Genomic DNA, 18,166 nt, shown 5'->3' with positions numbered 1-18,166 from the left:
GATGAAAGAAAAGAACCTTCTCGCGGAACTCGCCGCCTATCTGTTCTCCCACTCGGACAAGGAGACCGGACGCACGCCATCGGAACGTGAACTGGCGGAGCATTTCGCCGTCAGTCGCGGCCAGATTCGTGAAGCGCTCGCCATTCTCGAGGCCATGCGCATCGTCGAGCGCCGCGCCAAATCAGGCATCTATGTCGACACCAAACAGGCCAGCGTCGAGGCGCTGGCGCTGTTCGCCCGCGCCGGCCTGCCGCTCGATCCGCTGCAGATCTATGAAACGGTCGAGTTGCGCAAGATCCACGAGATCAAGGCCGCGGAGCTTGCCTGCTCGCGCGCCACCGAGGAGAATTTCGAACGGCTACGCGAAATCTTGAAGGCGTCCGAGGAGCGTATCGCCGCTGGCGAAGGCTTGGCCAAGGAAGACCGCGAATTCCACCTCGAAATCGTCCGCGCCACCAAGAACAGCGTCTTCCACAACATCTGCAGCGTCTATTATCTGATGGGCGAGCAGCGCCTGCCGATCTACTTCAACGACCCCGAACGCAGCGTGCGCTCGCATGCCGAGCACGTGCAGATCTACGAGGCGCTGCTGCGCCGCGACGGCAATCTCGCCCAGGCGCTGATGAGTGCCCATCTGCAGGGCGCGGAGAGCTATTGGAAGGGGTTGATCGAGGGCAAGGCGGCCGCGCCCGCGAGTCCCGCGCTCGAAAAGGCCTGACCGTGGCTCAGACCGTACCAAAAATCCTGTCGACCCATCCGCTGCACCCACGCGCCTCGGCCAAGCTGGCCGGCGCCGGTCAACTCGTCATCGCTTCGGCGCTCGATGCCGTCACCTTGGCCAGGGAGGCGAAGGACGCCGACATCGTCATCGTGCGCGCGCCGCTGCCGCCGGCACTGTTCGAGGGCGCCTGGAAACTCAGGGCCGCGATCCGCCATGGCGCCGGGCTCGACATGATCCCGATGGAGGCAGCCTTGGCAGCCGGCGTGCTCGTGGCCAACGTGCCGGCGGTCAACGCCCGCTCGGTCGCCGAGCATGTCATGTTCACCGCGCTTGCGCTGCTGCGGCAATTCCGCAAGGTAGACCGCGACCTGCGCGCCAAGGGTTGGCTCGCCGGCCGCGAGCATGCCAATTCCAACATCGAACTCGCCGGCAAGACCATCGGCATCGTCGGCCTCGGCGCCGTCGGGCAAGCGGTCGGTCACATCGCGGCGCACGGCTTCGACCTGAAAGTGGTGGCGACGACGCGCAGCATGCAGCCGGCGCCGGAAAAAGTCGGTTTTCTGTCGATCGACGCGCTGGTCGAGCAGAGCGACATCATCGTTCTCTGCTGCCCGCTGACGCCGGAGACACGCGGCCTGATCAGCCGCGAGCGCATCGCCCGCATGAAACCCAACGCACTGCTGATCAACGTGTCGCGCGGGCCGGTGGTCGACGATGACGCGCTGATCGATGCCTTGCGGGAGCGCCGCATCGGCGGTGCCGCGCTCGACGTTTTCTCGACTCAGCCACTGCCGTCGAACCATCCCTATTTCGGCTTCGACAATGTCATCATCACCCCGCATATGGCGGGCATTACCGAAGAATCGATGATGCGCATGGGCGTCGGCGCGGCCGGCGAAGCCCTGCTGGTGCTGGCGGGTAAGCTGCCGGTCAATCTGCGCAATCCTGAAGTGGTCGATCACTACCGGCGGCGGTTTCCAAGCCAGACATAGCAATCGCGCTTTCGCCCCATTTCTTGGCGACCCTGCGGCCATGTCCGGTCTTCGCCACGCGTTTCTGACTGCCACCGCTCTCCTGGTCTGCGCCTTGCCATCCTCGGCAATGGCCGAGAGCAGCTATGTCTATTGCGACAACGGGCTGCGCTGCTTCAAGGCGCCCTGCCCGTCGAACAGTGCGCTCGACCTCGCCACCGGCAAGATCATCAAAGGTGTCTCGATCGACACCAGCCGATTGCCGCCGAAGGACAAGGCGATGACCGATGCGTCCGACGTGCTTTACGCCGGCAGGACCGTCGTCAGGGGATCGATCGAACATCGAACCCAGACCTTCACCGGCAAGGACTACAGCCTGCCTTGGCTGGTCGCGACGAGCATAGTGCGCACCGCCAAGGACAGTGAGCGCAAGCACTGCTTCTCACACAAGCAATGATCGCCAAGAGCATGCTCCCGGCCTGAAGCGGAACAGAACTGTCAGGAGGCGAGCAAGGCCTCCACCGAGGCGGCGATCCTCAACAAGCGGCGATCATGACCGTTGCGCGCGACCAGCATCAAGCCGGCAGGCAGCGTCATGGCTGGCATCGGCAATGAAATCGCGCAGAGGTCGAACTGATTGGCGACCTGGGTGTTGCGCAACAGCAGCCCTTCGGTGCGCTCGCGCAGTTCGGCATCCTCGGCCAGGGAAGCGATGGTCGGCGCCGTCACCGGCGTGGTCGGCAACGCCAGCACGTCAACCGACGCCAACCGCTCATCCATGGCGGCGGCCAGCACGGAACGGCGGCGCAGCGCCCTGATATAGGTTGGAGCCGTCAGCAGTGTCGCCCGCGCCAAAGGCCCGCTGACATGCGGGTCGACAGCCACGGGTGCGCCGGTCGCCAGCCAGTCGGCATGCACTTCGGCGCCTTCCATGGCCGCGATCGAACCGCGCTTGGTGGCCGTGCGCAAATCCGCGATCAGATCGTCGATCGACAGCTCCGTAATGTGTGCGCCGGTCGCCCCGATCCTGCCGAGACAATGCTCGAAGGCCGCGGCAACCTCGCCTTGCGTGTCGCCGAAAAGAACGCCGCGCGGAATGCCAATGCGAAGCCCGGCCAGTGGAATGGCCGCCAATTCGTTCGGCACCTCGCCGGCCATCACCGCGTCGGCGGCGGCGCATTGCGAGACGGTTCGGGCGAGCGGCCCGATCGAATCCAACGTGCCCGAAAGCGGAAAAGCGCCAGAGAGCGGCACGCGCCGCGCCGTTGGCTTGAAGCCGACGACGCCATTGAGCGCCGCCGGAATGCGGATCGAGCCCCCGGTGTCGGACCCGATGGAGATTTCGCTCGTCCCCTCACCCACGGAAACGCCGGCGCCTGAGGACGAACCGCCTGGAATGCGGCTTGGATCGACGGCATTGCCTGGCGTGCCGTAATGCATGTTGTCGCCGATCGCGGTGAAGGCGAATTCGGTCATGTTGGTCTTGCCGATGATGACAGCGCCGGCCTGGCGCAACCGGCCGACGATTGCCGCGTCTCGCAAAGCGGGCGCGGCGGTCTTGCGCATCAGCGAGCCGGCCGTGGTCGCTTCGCCGGCGACATCAAACAGATCCTTGATCGAGACGATGGTGCCGTCGAGCGGGCCGAGCGTCACGCCGGCTCGTTTGCGGGCCTCGCTGGCGTCAGCCGCGGCCCGTGCCGCTTCGGCATAAAGCTTCGTGAAGACCTTCTCGTCGGCCGCACGGTTGGCAAGACGTGACAGGATGATTTCGAGATGGTCGCGGATTGATTGCATGTCGATGTCGGACTCCGCCAGGATAGAACGTCCTTAGGGCAAGCAGCCGTCAGGCCCGCGAAACGCATAACCCGGCCAGCGTGCCTTTGCACCTGCCAGCGATAGGAAGATACTCATGCTGTACAAGGGCAGCTGCCATTGCGGCAAGGTTGCGTTCGAAATCGAGGGCGAGCTCGACGGCGTCATCAGGTGCAATTGTTCGATCTGTGCCCGCAAGGCCGCGCTGCTGTGGGCCGTGCCACATGACAAGCTTACCCTCATTGCCTGGGGCGATGATCTTGGCCGCTACACATTCGGCGATGCGAAAATAGCGCACCGTTTCTGCCGCAGCTGCGGCCTCCATCCCTTCGCCGAGGATGTCGACGAAGGTGCGGAGCGCAGCGCTTACATCAACATCAACTGTATCGATGATGTCGATCCGTCTACCTTGTCGATCTTCGATTTCGACGGGCGTTCGGCTTGAAGCCGACTGCTACCGGTAGCCTGTCGCATCGGCTGGCTTGCCGGCATCCTGAACCTCCGGAACATAGCGCCAGGCATCGGGCCGCGAGCCGTCGAGATCGGTAAAGCCATAGACTTGGGCCAGCCCTCCACTGGACAGCGACTGACCGTTCCAGCGCGAGCGATCCGGATCCGCGGCCAAAGCGGCAACGGCGCGGCCGACGAAGCGCGGCGTCTCGGAAATGACAAAATGCGGCACTTTCGCCGTCGCGTCGCGCCAGTTTTCCTCGGCGACGCCATAAATCTCCAGCATCATTTCCGAACGCATCCAGCCCGGCGTCAGCGAGACCGATGTGGCGCCGTGTTTCGCCAGGTCCTTGGCGTGGGCCCAGGCCATGCGGTTCACCGCCACCTTGGCAAGGTCGTAGAAGGGCGACAGGCGATAATGCTCGGCATTGTATGCGGCGGTGCCGTCGGTGATTTCGACCAGCAGCCCGCCCGGCCGCTCGATCATCAGCGGCAAGGCATGGTGCGCGGTGATCAGATGCGTGTCGATGGCCAGGCGCAGCATGCGCAGGCCGTTCTCCAGATTGTGCTCCCAGACCGGCTTGTCCCATTCGAACAGCTTTTCGCCGCCCCAGATATCGTTGACCAGTATGTCGAGCCGACCCTGCTCGGCGCGAATGCGCCCGACCAGCCCGCGCACGTCGTCGGCGATCAGATGATCCACCTTCACGGCGATGCCCTTGCCGCCATTCGCGGTGACCAGTTCCGCCGTCTCCTCGATGGTTTCGGGCCGGGCATACTCGGATTGCTGGCCGCGCGTGCTTCGCCCCGTGACATAGACAGTTGCACCGGCGACACCGAGTTCGACCGCTATGCCGCGCCCGGCGCCTCGTGTGCCGCCGGCAACCAGGGCAACTTTTCCTTGCAACGTCATTGAACTCTCCCAAAACAGCACCGTCGATCAAATCCGAGCTGGCTAATGCCGCTCGCAACATATATAAATGATCATTCGGTTATATTGGAATGTCAAGATGACCCGCCCCAAGACCCGGTCCGACGAGCAGGTGCTGGAAGCCGCGTTGCGATTGATGCACGAGCATGGCCCGGAAGCGCTCACCTTCGAGCGTCTGGCAAAAGCCTGCGGCCTGTCCGGCGCAACCCTGGTGCAGCGGTTCAAGAACAAGGCTCGGTTGAAGCAGCGCACCTTGCTGCATGCCTGGGACGACCTGGACGACAAGACAAGGGCGCTCGCCGCCAGCATGCCCAAAACCCCGGCCGGCGCCATCGAATTGCTGGTGGCGCTGTCGCAGGGCTATGGCGGCATCGAGTCCTATGCCGAAGGCCTGCTCGTCTTGCGCGAGGATTTGCGCGATCCCCTGCTCAGGGCACGCGGCGCGGCCTGGAAGACATTCCTGTGCGCCGCTCTTGCGGCCTGCTTCGCTGAAATCGACGACCCGCCACAAGACGTCGGCCTGCTGATGGCGTCGCATTGGCAAGGTGCGTTGCTGTGGTGGAGTTTTGATCCGATCATCGAAGTGGCCGTCCATGTCGAGGACAGTCTCAACCGCTTCGTCGCCGCCATCACAACGCAAACGGCCCGAAAACCGTAGGGGTTCCCGGGCCGTTGCCGTTGGCTGCTGGGAGAGACTATTTGGCCTGCTTCGGGCCGCGCAGGAACACCACGATGGCAGCCAGCAGCGTTGCGATGCCGCAATAGGCAAAGGCGCTGGCAACGCCTGCATGGTCGACCAGCAGGCCGCCAAACACAGCGCCCATCGCGATCGCCACCTGGAAGGTCGCCACCATCAGGCCGCCGGCGCTCTCGGCCTGGTCGGGCGCTGCCCGCACGAGCCAGCTCTGCAGCCCGACCGGCACCGCGCCGAAGGCGAAGCCCCAGGCCGCGACGGCGGCGGCGGCGATCATGGGCGACGCGCCAAGGATCAGCATCGAGGCGGCCGCCAATGCGATCAGCAGCGGTGCCAGCGCAACCGCTGCCTTGAGATTGCGTTCGGCAAGGAAGCCCCCGGCGATATTGCCGAAGAAGCCGCCAATGCCATAGGCCAGCAGCACCAACGAGATCGTCTCGATGTTGAGCACCGGCACCTTCTCGAGGAAGGGACGGACATAGGTGAAGCCGGCAAAGTGCCCGGACGCGACCAGCAGCACGACCAGCAGGGCAACCCTGATCGACGGCCGCTCCAGCACTTCTAGTAAGGTGCGGAAGCTCGCGACACCGACCGGCGGCAGCTTCGGAATGGTGCCCAACTGCACCAGCAGCGCCAAGGCCCCGACAATGGTCGCGATCATGAAGGCCGTGCGCCAGCCCCAGATGTCGCCGACATAGGCGCCGACCGGAGCGGCGGTGACGGTGGCCAGCGACACGCCGGTTAGGATGATCGACATGGCGCGCGGCATCAGCCGCATCGGCACCAGCCGCAGCGCCATGGCCGCCGACATCGCCCAGAAGCCGCCAAGGGCGACACCGAGCACGACACGGGCGAGCAGAAGCGTGGTGAGCGACGAGGCGAAGGTGGCCAGGAGGTTGGACAGGATGAGGAAAACCGTCAGCATCCACATCACCAGCCTGCGGTCCATGCGCCTTGTGACGATGGCCATGGTGGGCGCGGCGATGGCGCCGACGATGGCGGTTGCCGTCACCGCCTGGCCGGCCACGCCTTCGCTGACGCCGAGATCACGCGCCATCGGCGTCAGCAGGCTGGCGGGCAGGAATTCGGCGGTGACAAGACCGAAAACGCCAAGGGCCAGCGAGACCACCGCGCCCCACGCCGGTTCGGTTCGTTCATCGGATTCGACGGGGTTGAGAAGTGCGGCGTCAATGGCGCCTGTCGCGGGTTCGGCCATGGTCAGTCTCCGATCTGTTTGCGGCGCCGCATGGAAAATGACCGGCTCGGGTTCCACCCGTTACATGCCTCGCCGCCATGACTTGGCTATGCGGCCGGTCTACGGTTTGTTGCAACGCAACATTTGGCTGCAACGCAACATGGGAGTGACAAGTTGGAGTTTCCATGCTAGAAACTCCGGAATGAATTACAATTCGTCCAAAATGGCGCTACCGACTTCTGGCGACCCGCTGAGCGACATGCTGCGCGGATTGCGGCTCGACGGCGTCGACTATGGCCGCTGCGTGTTGGGCGAGCCTTGGGCCGTTTCCTTCCCGGCCCAGAAAGCCGCGCGGTTTCATTTCATCGGCCAGCAGGGCTGCTGGCTGTTCTCACCAGCCAGGGAGTGGATCGAACTCTCGGTGGGCGACGCACTTCTGATCCCGCGCGGTGACGAGCATGTCCTGGCCAGCGCGCCAGGCGTGCCCCCGGTACCGATTGGCCGCTACACGATCGAACCGGTGTGCGAGAACATCTACGACGTCTCCAACGAGTGCGGCGGCCCCAAGACCTTGCTGTTTTGCGGCAGCATGCATTTCAATCTCGACGGCTCGCATCCGCTGCTCGACATGATGCCCACCCTGATGCAGGCGCATAAGTTGATGGCGAACGCGCCGGGTATTCAGCATCTGCTCGACGCTATGGCCGGCGAGGTGACGATGGACCGGGTCGGTTCCGGCGGCATCCTTGCCCGCCTTGCCGATGTGCTCGCCGCCACGATCATCCGCTCCTGGGTGGAGAACGGCTGTGGCGATGCCACCGGCTGGATCGCCGCCGTCCGCAATCCCGACGTCGGCAAGGTGCTGGCGACCATCCACCTGCAGCCGGATCGCGATTGGAGCGTCGAGGCACTGGCGCGGATGATGGGAGCCTCGCGCTCGGCTTTTGCCCAGCGCTTCGCCACGGTGGTCGGAGAGACGCCGGCCAAATATGTGCTGCGCGTGCGCATGCATCAGGCCAGGCAATGGCTGGCGCGGGATGGCATGAGGGTATCGGTCGCGGCGGCGAAACTGGGCTATGATTCGGAAGCATCCTTCAGCCGTGCCTTCAAGCGGGTGATGGGCGTGGCGCCGAGCCATCTGCGCCATAGTGGTGCCGGCGAAGAGCCGTCCTGACGTCAGCCACCAAAATCACTTCCAATCCTTCCCGGTCTGGAGGAATTGCCAGGTCTTTTGGACGCAGCGTCATGGCCGGCCGGCATCCGGCGGATAATCTGGCCCGTGGAGGAAATCCCATGGCCAATCATTTCGCACTGCTCGCGCTTGGTGTCCTGTCGGTCATTCCCGGACGCGCCTTTGCCCTCGAGGACAGCTATCTGCCGGCAGGCAAGATCCCCTACGTCGCCGAGGCGCCAGACCAGCCGCAGCGCCTGGGACCACTGTGGGGCGAAAGGGCCAAGGGTCCAGCCGGAACATTGCTGAAAGTCCCGGGCAACTGGCGCGCCCCCGTCCACGCGCACACCGCCGACTATCGCGCCGTGGTCATCCAGGGCCTATGGGCGCACTGGCAGATGGAGGGCGGTGAGGCGACCAAGGTCGAACTGCCGCCTGGCTCCTACTGGACCCAGAAGGCCAACGAGATGCATGACGACGCCTGCCTCTCGGACACCGAATGCGTGATCCTTTTGCTCAACACCGAACCCTACGAGACCTATCTGCCGAAGTAGAGACCGGACGAACCGTTCGAGCGGTATTGCCCCCCGACATTGATTGCAGAGGGCAGTTATGCTATACATCTGGTTGAGGTGCCGAGTCGCGCCAAAAACCCGCCGCGAGGCGGGTTTTGTTTTGGGGCGCTGTCCAAGGTGCTTCTCCGCGACACCTCGGTCGCGACGTCATCCGGCGTGCCGTAAGCTCACGCCGCTGCCCTTGTCGAACAGCACCACCTTGTCTGGGTTCCAGGCAAAACGCACCGGCTGCTCGATCGCGACATCGGTTCTGGCCGGCACCGTGGCGCGCAGGGTTGTGTCGCCGACCCGCAGCGTCAGGATCTTTTCGACGCCATGGTTCTCGACGTCGTGGACACGCGCCTCGACCGGTGCGCCGCTTTCCAGATAGACATCCTCCGGACGAATGCCGAAGACGAGCGGGCGCCCCTCGGTCGCCGCACCCGCTTTGGCTCCCCCCGCGAAGGGCAGTTCGAAATTCAGCGGCGCCATCACCGCGCGGCCGTTCACCAGCCTGCCGTCGATGAGGTTCATCGGCGGCGAACCGACGAAGCTCGCCACATAGGTGTCGCGCGGATTGTTGTAGATCTCGTGAGGCGTGCCGGTCTGGATGATGCGGCCATGATTGAGCACACCGACCTTGTCGCCCATCGACATAGCCTCGATCTGGTCGTGGGTCACGAACAGGAAGGTGGCGCCGAGCTGTATCTGCAGGTTCTTCAACTCGGTGCGCAGCGCCTCGCGCAATTTGGCGTCGAGCGCCGACAGCGGTTCGTCCATCAGGAACACACGCGGCTTGCGCACGATGGCGCGGCCGATCGAGACGCGCTGCATCTCGCCGCCGGACAGCCTATCGGTCTTGCGGTCGAGCAGGTGCTCGATCCTGAGCGTGCGGGCGGCGCGGTCGACGCGGTCCTTGATCTCGGCGTCCGGCAGCCGGCGGATCTTCGGCTTCAGAGGAAATTCGAGGTTTTCGCGCACCGTGTAGCGCGGATAGAGCGAGTATTGCTGCAGCACCAGTGCCACGTCGCGCTCGGCCGCGCCCCAGTCGGCAACGTCGACCCCATCGATGAAGACCTGGCCTTCGCTCGGCTTTTCCAGCCCGGCGATCAGCCGCAGCGTCGTCGTCTTGCCGGCGCCCGTCTCGCCAAGCAGGACGAAGAATTCGCCATCGGCGATGTCGAGGTCGAGCCCGGTCAAGGCAGTGTGGTTGCCGAAAGTCTTGGAGATGTTCTTGAGTTGGATATGGGCCATCAGAGCCTCACCTCAAGCGACTTGCCGCTTGCCTTGTCGAAGAAATGCGCCTGCGTCGGATCGATCCTGGCGAACACTTTCTCGCCGGGACCGCTGACGAAGCCGCTCTTGGTGCGCGCCCGCAGCATCTTGGTGCCGACCTTCAGGTCGACGATGTCGAAGGAGCCGAGCGGCTCGACGATCTGGGTCTCGACGGCCATGAAGCCGTCGGCCGCGTCACGGCGAATGAGCACCCCTTCGGGCCGGATACCGAGCGCCAACCCATCGCCGGCATGACCGTTGAGCTTCGACAGCAGCGTGCTAGGAAACTCGAAGCCGGTGGCCGCGTCGCCCACGGTCACCGATGCGGCCGAGGCTTTCTCCGTCACGGCCGCGTCGGCGACATTCATCACCGGGCTGCCGACGAACTGGGCCACGAACAGATTGGCCGGCCGCGAATAGACCTCGTCGGGCGTTCCCACCTGCTGCAGCACGCCCTCATGCATGATGACGATACGGTCGGCGAGGCTCATCGCCTCGATCTGATCGTGCGTCACATAGATGGTGGTCGAGCCCTGCTTGATGTGCAGCCGCTTGATCTCGGCCCGCATCTCCTCGCGCAGCTTGGCGTCGAGCGCGCCGATCGGCTCGTCCATCAGCATCGCCTTCGGCCGCCGCACCAGCGCCCGGCCTATGGCCACGCGCTGCATGTCGCCGCCCGACAGTGCCGACGGCTTCTTCGCCAGCAAATCCGTTATCTGCAGCGTCTTGGCGACCGAGCGCACTTCCTGGTCGATCTCGCTTTTGCTCTTGCGCGTGGCGCGCAAGGGAAAGGCGATGTTCTCGTAGACGCTCATATGCGGGTACAGCGAGAACGACTGGAACACCATGGCGATGTCGCGGTCGGCGGCCTTCAGATGCTGGACCGGTTTGCCGTCGATGAGGATGTCGCCCTCGTCGACGGTTTCCAGTCCGGCGATGGCGCGCAAGGTCGTCGTCTTGCCGCAGCCGGACTGGCCGAGCAGCACGATGAACTCATTGTCCGCGATCTTGAGGTTGAGGTCCTTGATGACCTGGACGGCACCGAAGAATTTCTGGACGCCGCGAAGCTCGATCTGGGTCAATGCTGTGCTCCCGGATTTCGTGCATCCGCGCCATGACCGGTGCCGGCCTGTTCCTCCGGCGCGATCTTCGAGGTGATGTTGAAGCCGACCAGCCCGATCAGGATGATGGTCAGGCCGTAGGTGTGCAGGGTCATGTTCCAGGGTTGGCACAGCGCGACGATGCCGAGCACCATGAGTATCTGCGAGCCCGGTTCCAGATATTTCTGATTGATGGTGCGAAAGCTCATTTGCGGATCGCTCCGAAGGACATGCCGCGCAGCAGATGATTGCGAAGCAGGAAGGTGAAGATGGCGACCGGCAGCAGGAACAGGAAGGTTCCGGCGGCGATCACCGTCCAGTCCGGCAGGCCGGAGCCGACCTGGCTCGGGATGAAGGGCGGCGCCGTCTGGGCGCGGCGGTTGGTCATGATCAGCGCGAAGGCGTATTCGTTCCAGGCCGTGATGAAGCAGAAGACGGCGGTGGCGGCGATGCCGGTGGCGGCCTCGGGCAGCACGATCTTGAAGAAGGCTTCCATGCGTGTGTAGCCGTCGACGAGTGCCGCCTCCTCATACTCCTTCGGGATTTCGTCCATGAAACCCTTCATCAGCCACACCGAGAAGGACAGGTTGAAAGCGGTGTAGAGGATGATCAGCCCTATGTGGGTATCGTTGAGGCCGACCGCGCGGTACATCAGGAACATCGGGATCGCCACCACCACCGGGGGCAGCATGCGCGTCGACAGGATGAAGAAGAGCAGGTCCGCCTCTCCTTTCACCTTGAAGCGCGAGAACCCATAGGCGGTGAACGTGCCCATGCCGACCGCCAGCACCGTCGACGTGATGGCGATGATCAGCGAGTTCAGGAAGCGGCTCGGATAGCCCGACCACTGCACTTGGCCCTTGCCGTCGCGCACGATCTTTTCACCGCCGTCGAAGACGACACGCTCCCACCATGGGGCCGCCGCGTACTCTTCCGGCGACGGCGGACTGCGCAATTGGGAGCGCTTGGTGAACAGCTTCACGAAGGGCGAAATCTCCGGCTGGAAGACGACGGTCGGCGGAATGGTGGTGGCAAGATTGCGCGGCTTGAACGCCGTCGAGGCGATCCAGTAGATCGGCGCCAGGAAGATGATGGTCACCAGCAGCACGGCGACGATGGCGACGCGGTTGAAGGTGATTTCGGAAGAAGTGCGGACGGCGGCCATCTCAGCGCTCCTTCACCTTGTTGAGGTATTTGACGTAGATGTTGGTGATCGCCAGCACCATGATCAGCACGATATAGGCCATCGCGCAGGAGCGCCCGGTCTGCCATTCCTGGAACGCCATCTTGTAGAGCCGGATCGAGATCAGCTCCGCCGTCGGCTGGCTGGTCAGGATGTAGGCGAGATCGAAAGTCTTGAACGCTTCCATGGTGCGGAAAATGACCGCGATCATCAGGATCGGCGCGACCAGCGGCAGCGTGATGCGGAAGAAGGTATAGAACGGCCCGGCGCGGTCGATCGCGGCGGCCTCATAGAGATGCTTCGGCACAGCCGATAGCCCGGCCAGCGACAGCAGCATGACGAAGGGCGACCACATCCAGATGTCGGTCAACGCAACGGCGTAGAGCGCCATCTTGGGATCGGCCAGCCACTCGAAATTGCCGAGCCCGAGCGCATAGTTGATGACCCCCCACGACGGATCGTAAAGCAGCTTCCAGAACAGCCCGACCACCGCCATCGACAGCATCATCGGCAGCAGCAGCAGCGTGGTGATAAGGCCCTTGAGCGGAATATCCCGGTTGAGCAGCATCGCCACGCCGAAGCCGACCAGCAACTGCCCGACGACCGACACAATCACGTATTTCGCCGTAATGGCGAAGTTCGACCAGACATAGGGGTCGTTGAGCAGGTCGCGATAGTTCTGCAGCCCGACGAAATTCGCCGGCGCATTGGTCGACGCGCGAAAATCGGTGAAGGAGTAGCCGAGCGAGTAGATCAGCGGAAAAATGTTGAAGACGATCAGGAACAGAACCGTCGGGATGATGAAGAGATTGCGGATGGAGATATCGCTCAGGCCGCGTGCCGCGGCGCGCGAGGATCTGTCGAGGGTGGTGATCATCGTGGTCGCCAAGACCCTGCTCCCGGTTCAAGAAAAAGAAACGGAGGAGGCGACACCGCCCCCTCCGCGGGACATGAAGGATTATTGCACGCGGCCGTATTTCTTGAAGGTCGCGTTCCAGTCGCCAGCCAGTGCGTCCAGCGTTTCCTTGGCGGTGCCACTGCCGCCGATCATGTAGGGGTAGATGCGCTGGTTGAGCTGCTGCAGCAGTTCGGCGTATTCCGGCACCGCCCAGAAGTCCTTCACCTTGAACATGGTCTCGTAGAAGGCCTTGTTGTAGGGCGTGGCGTTCTGGAACTCAGGCGACTTGAGCACTGCCTGGCTGCAGGTGTAGCCGCCAAGGGCCGCCCACTTCTTCTGGGTCTCGTCCTTGATGAACCATTCGAGGAACTTCATCGCCTCGTCCTGCTTCTTCGAGTACGAGATGACGGAGATGCCTTGCCCGCCGAGCGCGGCGAACTGGTCGCCATTTGGACCGGGAGGATTGGCGAAGAAGCCGGTGTTCTTGGCATTCGGGTTCGACGCCTCGTTGATCAGCGAGGGGAAGAACGCGAAGAAGTTCATGCTCATCGCGGCCAGGTTTTCCGTGATTGCCTGGTTGTCCTCGACGAAGAACGATTTGGCCCAGCCCGGAGGCGTGAACTTGTAGAGTTCCTTGTAGGCATCGAGCGCGGCAACCGCCTTGTCGGAGTTGATATGGCCGTCGACCTTGTAGGTCGTGTAGTCGCCCAACTCACCGCCATAGGAGAACAGCGCGTTCTCGAAGCCCATCGCCATCGCGTCATAGGAATTGTCGGTGTAGATGGCGATGCCGTATCTCTTCTGGTCCGGCCGGTGGAAGAACTCCGCGATGTCGCGCAGCGCCTTGAAATCCTTCGGCACGTCGAGGTCGTAGCCATACTTGGCCTTGAAGGCTTCCTTTTCCTTGGGATCCTCGAACCAGTCCTTGCGATAGGACCAGCCGACAGCGTCGCCCTCGAGCGGGATCGCCCAGTATTTGCCGCTGTTGCCGGGATACTCGGCATAATATTTCACCGTCGCCGGTGCCATGACGTTGCCGAGATCATGCTTCTTGAAGAAATCGGTCAGGTCCACATAGTGGCCACCGGTGGAGCCGGCGCCGAGCCACTGCGAGTCGCCAACGACCAGGTCATAGGCGTCGCCATGGGCGTTGAACTCGGTGAAGGCCTTGGTCTGGAAGTCGGACCAGGGCGTGGTTTCCACCGTGATCTTGACGCCGGTTTCCTTCTCGTACTCGTTGCCGAGTTCCTGCAGGTAATTGGCCGGATCCCATTCCGCCCAGAAGATGGTGAGCGACTTTTCCTGCGCGTAGACGGACGTTCCGCAGGCAAGCGTTAAGCCGATACCAGCAAGCACGCTGGTCACTAACTTGCGCATAATGATTTCCTCCCTTGTGCGCATTCTACCTTGTCTTGCAGGCCGGCGACGGAGCCGGCCCTGGTAGTTCCTCCGTGGTCGCGCTTTTCCAAACTTGGAGCCTCCTCGCTCTGTCCGGAAATGGATCGCAGCCCTCACTTTCGATCCGCTTTTCTTTCCAAATCTGGTATTACCAATTGTGAATGCCCGTCAAGCCCTTTCTTGAGCAAGGATGCCGGGCAAAGTCTGCGAATTCCAGACTTATCCAACTGTTTTCTCTATATTTTCCTACTCATTGATACGTTTTGGCCTTGTGTGGACTTTTGCATTGGAACCAATATCGGCAGTCGACACTCAAATCTGGTCCAACCAGATAAGCGCTATTTCTGCGTCGTTGCCAACGTGATCCGGGCCGTGTCGGCGCCCGACTCGGCGATCGCCGCGCGCACCAGCGCACGCGCCGCCCATTGCGCGACCGACATCGTCCGGCGGCTGTCCAGCTCCCATATATCCTTGAGCACGATCAGCACCTCGACGCCGAAGATCAGCGACAGCGCCTGCGCCAGCCGCTTGAGGTCGCGCGGCGGCAGGCGGCCCTTGAGCGGCGCGAGCGCCTCCTTCAGCAATTCGACGCGATGGCCGCGTGTGAAGGCCGGCTCGCCGCCCAGCGTGCCCGCCTGGCGCCGCGCCCATTGATCGAGCGACAGTTTCAGCGCCGCCTTGAATGTCGCCTCGAAGGCCTCGATGCGCGGCATGGCGGTATCGAACAGTTCGGCCACGCGGAGCTCGGCATCGGCGGCGGTGGATTTCCAGGTGAGGATCGGCCCGAGCCCCTCGTCGACGACCGCCTGCACCAAGGCTGCCTGGCTGGGAAAATAGCGATAGGCGGTGGCGCGGGACACTTGCGCCGCCTCCGCCACCTCGCTGATCGACGGCGTGACACCCGCCTGCATCAACCTTGTCGCCGTCTCCAGCATCAGCCGTTTCGTACGCGCGCGGGGTCCGCGCTCGGCTCTCTCACCGGCATCGTCGTTCGTTGCAGGTTGTTGACGTGAGACATCCATACCAATACGATACGCGCGTCTCAAAAAATTGCAATGGCAGCCGGTGCAATCCTGGCGATGAGATAGACGCATCGCCGCCGCCGGGATTGGGAACCTTGATGAAGCGCGTCTATGTGGTGGGCACGGCTGACACGAAGGGCGAGGAACTCGGCTTCCTGGCCGACGCCATCGCTGCCACCGGCGCCCTCGTCTGCCGTATCGATGTCGGAACGCGCGAGGCAACAATATCCGTCGACATCGGCGCCAAGGATGTCGCCGCGCATCATCCCGCCGGCGGCACGGCCGTGCTCGGCGGCAATGACCGTGGCGCGGCTGTCGCCGCCATGGGCGTCGCCTTCACCCGTTTCATCCAGTCGCGAAATGACATTGCCGGCGTGATCGGCATTGGCGGTGGCGGCGGCACCTCGATTATCACCGCGGGCATGCGCGCGCTGCCGCTCGGCCTGCCCAAGATCATGGTCTCGACGCTGGCCTCCGGCGACACCGCCCCTTACGTCGACGTATCCGATATCATCATGATGCCATCGGTGACCGATATGGCCGGGCTGAACCGGCTCTCCCGGGTCGTGCTGCACAACGCCGCTCAGGCGATTTCAGGCATGGCAGGCAATCCAGCACCGGCAGCGGACGGCAAGGCGTCGATCGGCCTCACCATGTTCGGGGTCACCACGCCTTGCGTGACCGCAATCGCCGATCAATTGCGCGACATCTACGACTGCATGGTGTTCCACGCCACCGGCACCGGCGGCCGCAGCATGGAGAAACTGGCCGACAGCGGCCTGCTGTCGGGTGTCATCGACATCACCACGACGGAGGTCTGCGACCTGCTGTTCGGCGGCGTGCTGCCGGCGACACAGGATCGGTTCGGCGCCGTCGCCCGCACTGGCCTGCCCTATGTCGGTTCGGTGGGCGCGCTCGACATGGTCAATTTCTGGGCGCCTTCGACCATCCCGGAACGGTATCGTGGCCGACGGTTCTACGAGCACAACCCGAATGTCACCCTGATGCGCACGACCGCGCGGGAATGCCGCGAGATCGGCGAATGGATTGGTGCCAAACTCGCTTTGTGCGAAGGCCCGATGCATTTCCTGATCCCGGAAAAAGGCGTCTCCGCGCTCGACATCGAAGGCGGCGCCTTCTTCGATCCGGAAGCCGACGCCGCCCTCTTCGACGCCATCGAGCGCACCATCAGGCCGGATGCGACGCGCCGCGTCACTCGCCTGCCGCTGCACATCAACGATCCGGAATTCGCCCAGGCGGCAACCGCCGCCTTCCTCGACATCGCCAGACAGTGAGACCAGACATGCCAGCCATACCGCGCAAGGACATATTGAAGAAATTCCGGGCAATGATCGACAAGGGCGTGCCGATCGTCGGCGGCGGCGCCGGCACCGGCCTGTCGGCCAAGGCCGAGGAAGCCGGCGGCATCGACCTGATCATCATCTACAATTCCGGCCGCTATCGCATGGCCGGACGCGGCTCGGCCGCCGGCCTGCTCGCCTATGGCAATGCCAACGACATCGTCAAGGAAATGGCCTACGAGGTCTTGCCGGTGGTCAAGAAGACCCCCGTACTGGCCGGCGTCAACGGCACCGATCCCTTCGTCATCATGCCGCTGCTTTTGGCGGAACTGAAGACGATGGGCTTTTCCGGCGTGCAGAATTTTCCGACCATCGGCCTGTTCGACGGCAGCATGCGGCAGAGTTTCGAGGAAACCGGCATGGGCTTCGGCCTCGAGGTCGACATGATCGCCGAGGCACACAAGCTCGACCTCTTGACCACGCCCTATGTCTTCAACCCGGAAGAGGCGCGCGCCATGACCAAGGCCGGCGCCGACATCATCGTCGCCCATATGGGCGTGACCACGGGCGGCTCGATCGGCGCCACGTCTGCCAAGTCGCTGGACGATTGCGTCGTGGCCATCGACGCCATTTCGGAAGCCGCGCGCTCGGTGCGCAAGGACGTCATCCTGCTTTGCCATGGCGGCCCGATCTCGATGCCCGACGATGCCCGCTACATTCTCTCTCGTGCTAAGGGCCTGCACGGTTTTTATGGCGCGAGCTCGATGGAACGGCTGCCGGCGGAAGCCGCGATCGCCAGGCAAACGGCGGATTTCAAGGCGGTCACGCTGGGCGGCGACAAAGCGCCCACGAAGAAAAAGAAGGGATGATGAGAGATGACCGACAAGAGCAAGGTGTTTGTCTATCCGAAGGACGTCGACGCCTTCGGCTTCGACTGGGGGAAATTGTCCCTGACCGTAGCGCCCGAAGTGAATGGCGCGACCCGCTTTTCCGGCGGCGTCGTCGACCTGCCCTCGGGCAAGGGCCATACCCGCCACAACCATCCGGGTGCGGAAGAGATCATCTTCGTCATTTCGGGCCATGGCGAACAGATGGTCGAGGACGAGCAAGGCAATCCGGTGGTCGAGAAGGTCGGTCCCGGCTGCACCATCTATGTGCCGGAAAGCCGCTTCCACTCGACGCTAAATACGGGTGATGCGCCGATGCAGCTCTTCGTTGTCTATTCGCCAGCCGGGCCGGAACTGGGCTTGCGGGAGCTGCCAGATTTCAGGCTGATCCCGGCGAGCGGAAAGTAATCGCGCAAAGGCCCCCTCATCCGGCCGCTTCGCGGCCACCTTCTCCCCGAGGGGAGAAGAGGCTGACACCGGCGCATGCGCCTCCTCTCCCCTCGGGGAGAGGTCGGATTGCCCGAATTGCCCCGCAATTCGGGTTGGCAATCCGGGTGAGGGGGACTGCGCCGACCTTGCCCCTACAGACCCCCACCCCTGTTC

The 18,166-nt window shown here is 63.4% G+C and carries 20 protein-coding genes; 10 read left to right on the top strand and 10 right to left on the bottom strand.

What is annotated here, in order from left to right; all coding sequences use genetic code 11:
* The first annotated feature begins 1 nt into the window (after position 1).
* Genes FJ948_RS10390 through FJ948_RS10380 form a run of 3 tightly spaced genes read left to right on the top strand, consistent with a single transcriptional unit; the run spans position 2 to position 2,149 of the window.
* Positions 2-718 (top strand): FadR/GntR family transcriptional regulator, encoded by a 717-nt coding sequence (locus FJ948_RS10390; protein ID WP_140705000.1) that lies wholly within the window; start codon positions 2-4, stop codon positions 716-718.
* 2 nt (positions 719-720) lie between these two features.
* Positions 721-1,713 (top strand): NAD(P)-dependent oxidoreductase, encoded by a 993-nt coding sequence (locus tag FJ948_RS10385; RefSeq protein ID WP_140704026.1) that lies wholly within the window; start codon positions 721-723, stop codon positions 1,711-1,713.
* Positions 1,714-1,753: 40 nt separating this feature from the next.
* A complete protein-coding gene (locus FJ948_RS10380; RefSeq protein WP_140704024.1) occupies positions 1,754-2,149 on the top strand; it encodes a hypothetical protein in 396 nt (131 codons plus the stop codon).
* A 41-nt stretch (positions 2,150-2,190) separates the two neighbouring features.
* On the opposite strand, the gene FJ948_RS10375 is transcribed toward FJ948_RS10380, so the two are convergent.
* Positions 2,191-3,486, bottom strand: a complete 1,296-nt coding sequence (locus FJ948_RS10375; RefSeq protein ID WP_140704022.1) for an amidase — start codon at positions 3,484-3,486, stop codon at positions 2,191-2,193.
* 115 nt (positions 3,487-3,601) lie between these two features.
* Between FJ948_RS10375 and FJ948_RS10370 the strand changes: the two genes are divergently transcribed.
* Positions 3,602-3,949 carry a GFA family protein gene (locus FJ948_RS10370; RefSeq protein WP_140704020.1) on the top strand — a complete coding sequence of 116 codons (348 nt, stop codon included), beginning with the start codon at positions 3,602-3,604 and terminating at the stop codon, positions 3,947-3,949.
* A gap of 9 nt (positions 3,950-3,958) precedes the next feature.
* Here the strand turns inward: FJ948_RS10370 and FJ948_RS10365 are convergent, their stop codons facing one another.
* A complete protein-coding gene (locus tag FJ948_RS10365) occupies positions 3,959-4,867 on the bottom strand; it encodes an SDR family oxidoreductase (protein ID WP_140704018.1) in 909 nt (302 codons plus the stop codon).
* A gap of 97 nt (positions 4,868-4,964) precedes the next feature.
* Here FJ948_RS10365 and FJ948_RS10360 point away from each other — a divergent pair, with 97 nt between their 5' ends.
* Positions 4,965-5,543 (top strand): TetR/AcrR family transcriptional regulator, encoded by a 579-nt coding sequence (locus tag FJ948_RS10360; RefSeq protein WP_210242269.1) that lies wholly within the window; start codon positions 4,965-4,967, stop codon positions 5,541-5,543.
* Positions 5,544-5,580: 37 nt separating this feature from the next.
* Here the strand turns inward: FJ948_RS10360 and FJ948_RS10355 are convergent, their stop codons facing one another.
* Complete coding sequence (locus FJ948_RS10355; protein ID WP_140704014.1) at positions 5,581-6,795, bottom strand: MFS transporter; 1,215 nt, start codon at positions 6,793-6,795, stop codon at positions 5,581-5,583.
* 181 nt (positions 6,796-6,976) lie between these two features.
* Between FJ948_RS10355 and FJ948_RS10350 the strand changes: the two genes are divergently transcribed.
* Positions 6,977-7,948, top strand: coding sequence for an AraC family transcriptional regulator (locus FJ948_RS10350; protein ID WP_140704012.1), 972 nt, complete (start codon positions 6,977-6,979; stop codon positions 7,946-7,948).
* 119 nt (positions 7,949-8,067) lie between these two features.
* Positions 8,068-8,499, top strand: coding sequence for a DUF4437 domain-containing protein (locus FJ948_RS10345; RefSeq protein WP_140704010.1), 432 nt, complete (start codon positions 8,068-8,070; stop codon positions 8,497-8,499).
* Positions 8,500-8,667: 168 nt separating this feature from the next.
* On the opposite strand, the gene FJ948_RS10340 is transcribed toward FJ948_RS10345, so the two are convergent.
* The 7 genes from FJ948_RS10340 to FJ948_RS10310 form a co-directional block, all read right to left on the bottom strand.
* Positions 8,668-9,753: an ABC transporter ATP-binding protein gene (locus FJ948_RS10340; protein WP_140704008.1), complete on the bottom strand. Its 1,086-nt coding sequence runs from the start codon at positions 9,751-9,753 to the stop codon at positions 8,668-8,670.
* A complete protein-coding gene (locus FJ948_RS10335; RefSeq protein WP_140704006.1) occupies positions 9,753-10,856 on the bottom strand; it encodes an ABC transporter ATP-binding protein in 1,104 nt (367 codons plus the stop codon). The genes FJ948_RS10340 and FJ948_RS10335 overlap by 1 nt, the downstream gene beginning before the upstream one ends.
* Positions 10,853-11,083, bottom strand: coding sequence for a hypothetical protein (locus FJ948_RS10330; protein WP_140704004.1), 231 nt, complete (start codon positions 11,081-11,083; stop codon positions 10,853-10,855). Before FJ948_RS10330 ends, FJ948_RS10335 begins: the two co-directional genes overlap by 4 nt.
* Positions 11,080-12,039, bottom strand: a complete 960-nt coding sequence (locus FJ948_RS10325; protein WP_027144637.1) for a carbohydrate ABC transporter permease — start codon at positions 12,037-12,039, stop codon at positions 11,080-11,082. The genes FJ948_RS10330 and FJ948_RS10325 overlap by 4 nt, the downstream gene beginning before the upstream one ends.
* Before the next feature lies 1 nt (position 12,040).
* Positions 12,041-12,946 carry a sugar ABC transporter permease gene (locus tag FJ948_RS10320; protein WP_015315632.1) on the bottom strand — a complete coding sequence of 302 codons (906 nt, stop codon included), beginning with the start codon at positions 12,944-12,946 and terminating at the stop codon, positions 12,041-12,043.
* A gap of 69 nt (positions 12,947-13,015) precedes the next feature.
* Positions 13,016-14,332, bottom strand: a complete 1,317-nt coding sequence (locus FJ948_RS10315; protein ID WP_140704002.1) for an ABC transporter substrate-binding protein — start codon at positions 14,330-14,332, stop codon at positions 13,016-13,018.
* Between the two features lie 359 nt (positions 14,333-14,691).
* A complete protein-coding gene (locus FJ948_RS10310; RefSeq protein ID WP_140704000.1) occupies positions 14,692-15,375 on the bottom strand; it encodes a TetR/AcrR family transcriptional regulator in 684 nt (227 codons plus the stop codon).
* Between the two features lie 98 nt (positions 15,376-15,473).
* Here FJ948_RS10310 and FJ948_RS10305 point away from each other — a divergent pair, with 98 nt between their 5' ends.
* From FJ948_RS10305 to FJ948_RS10295, 3 genes are read left to right on the top strand one after another with little or no spacing between them, the layout of a single operon-like run.
* Positions 15,474-16,670, top strand: coding sequence for a Tm-1-like ATP-binding domain-containing protein (locus FJ948_RS10305; RefSeq protein ID WP_140703999.1), 1,197 nt, complete (start codon positions 15,474-15,476; stop codon positions 16,668-16,670).
* 8 nt (positions 16,671-16,678) lie between these two features.
* Positions 16,679-17,545: a phosphoenolpyruvate hydrolase family protein gene (locus FJ948_RS10300; protein WP_140703997.1), complete on the top strand. Its 867-nt coding sequence runs from the start codon at positions 16,679-16,681 to the stop codon at positions 17,543-17,545.
* Positions 17,546-17,551: 6 nt separating this feature from the next.
* Complete coding sequence (locus FJ948_RS10295; RefSeq protein WP_140703995.1) at positions 17,552-17,971, top strand: cupin domain-containing protein; 420 nt, start codon at positions 17,552-17,554, stop codon at positions 17,969-17,971.
* Positions 17,972-18,166 lie beyond the last annotated feature (195 nt).

This window comes from Mesorhizobium sp. B2-3-12 (assembly GCF_006442205.1).
Taxonomy (GTDB): Bacteria; Pseudomonadota; Alphaproteobacteria; order Rhizobiales; family Rhizobiaceae; genus Mesorhizobium.
Note: the sequence above shows the minus strand (reverse complement) of the source record. Positions and strands in the feature narration are given on the sequence as shown.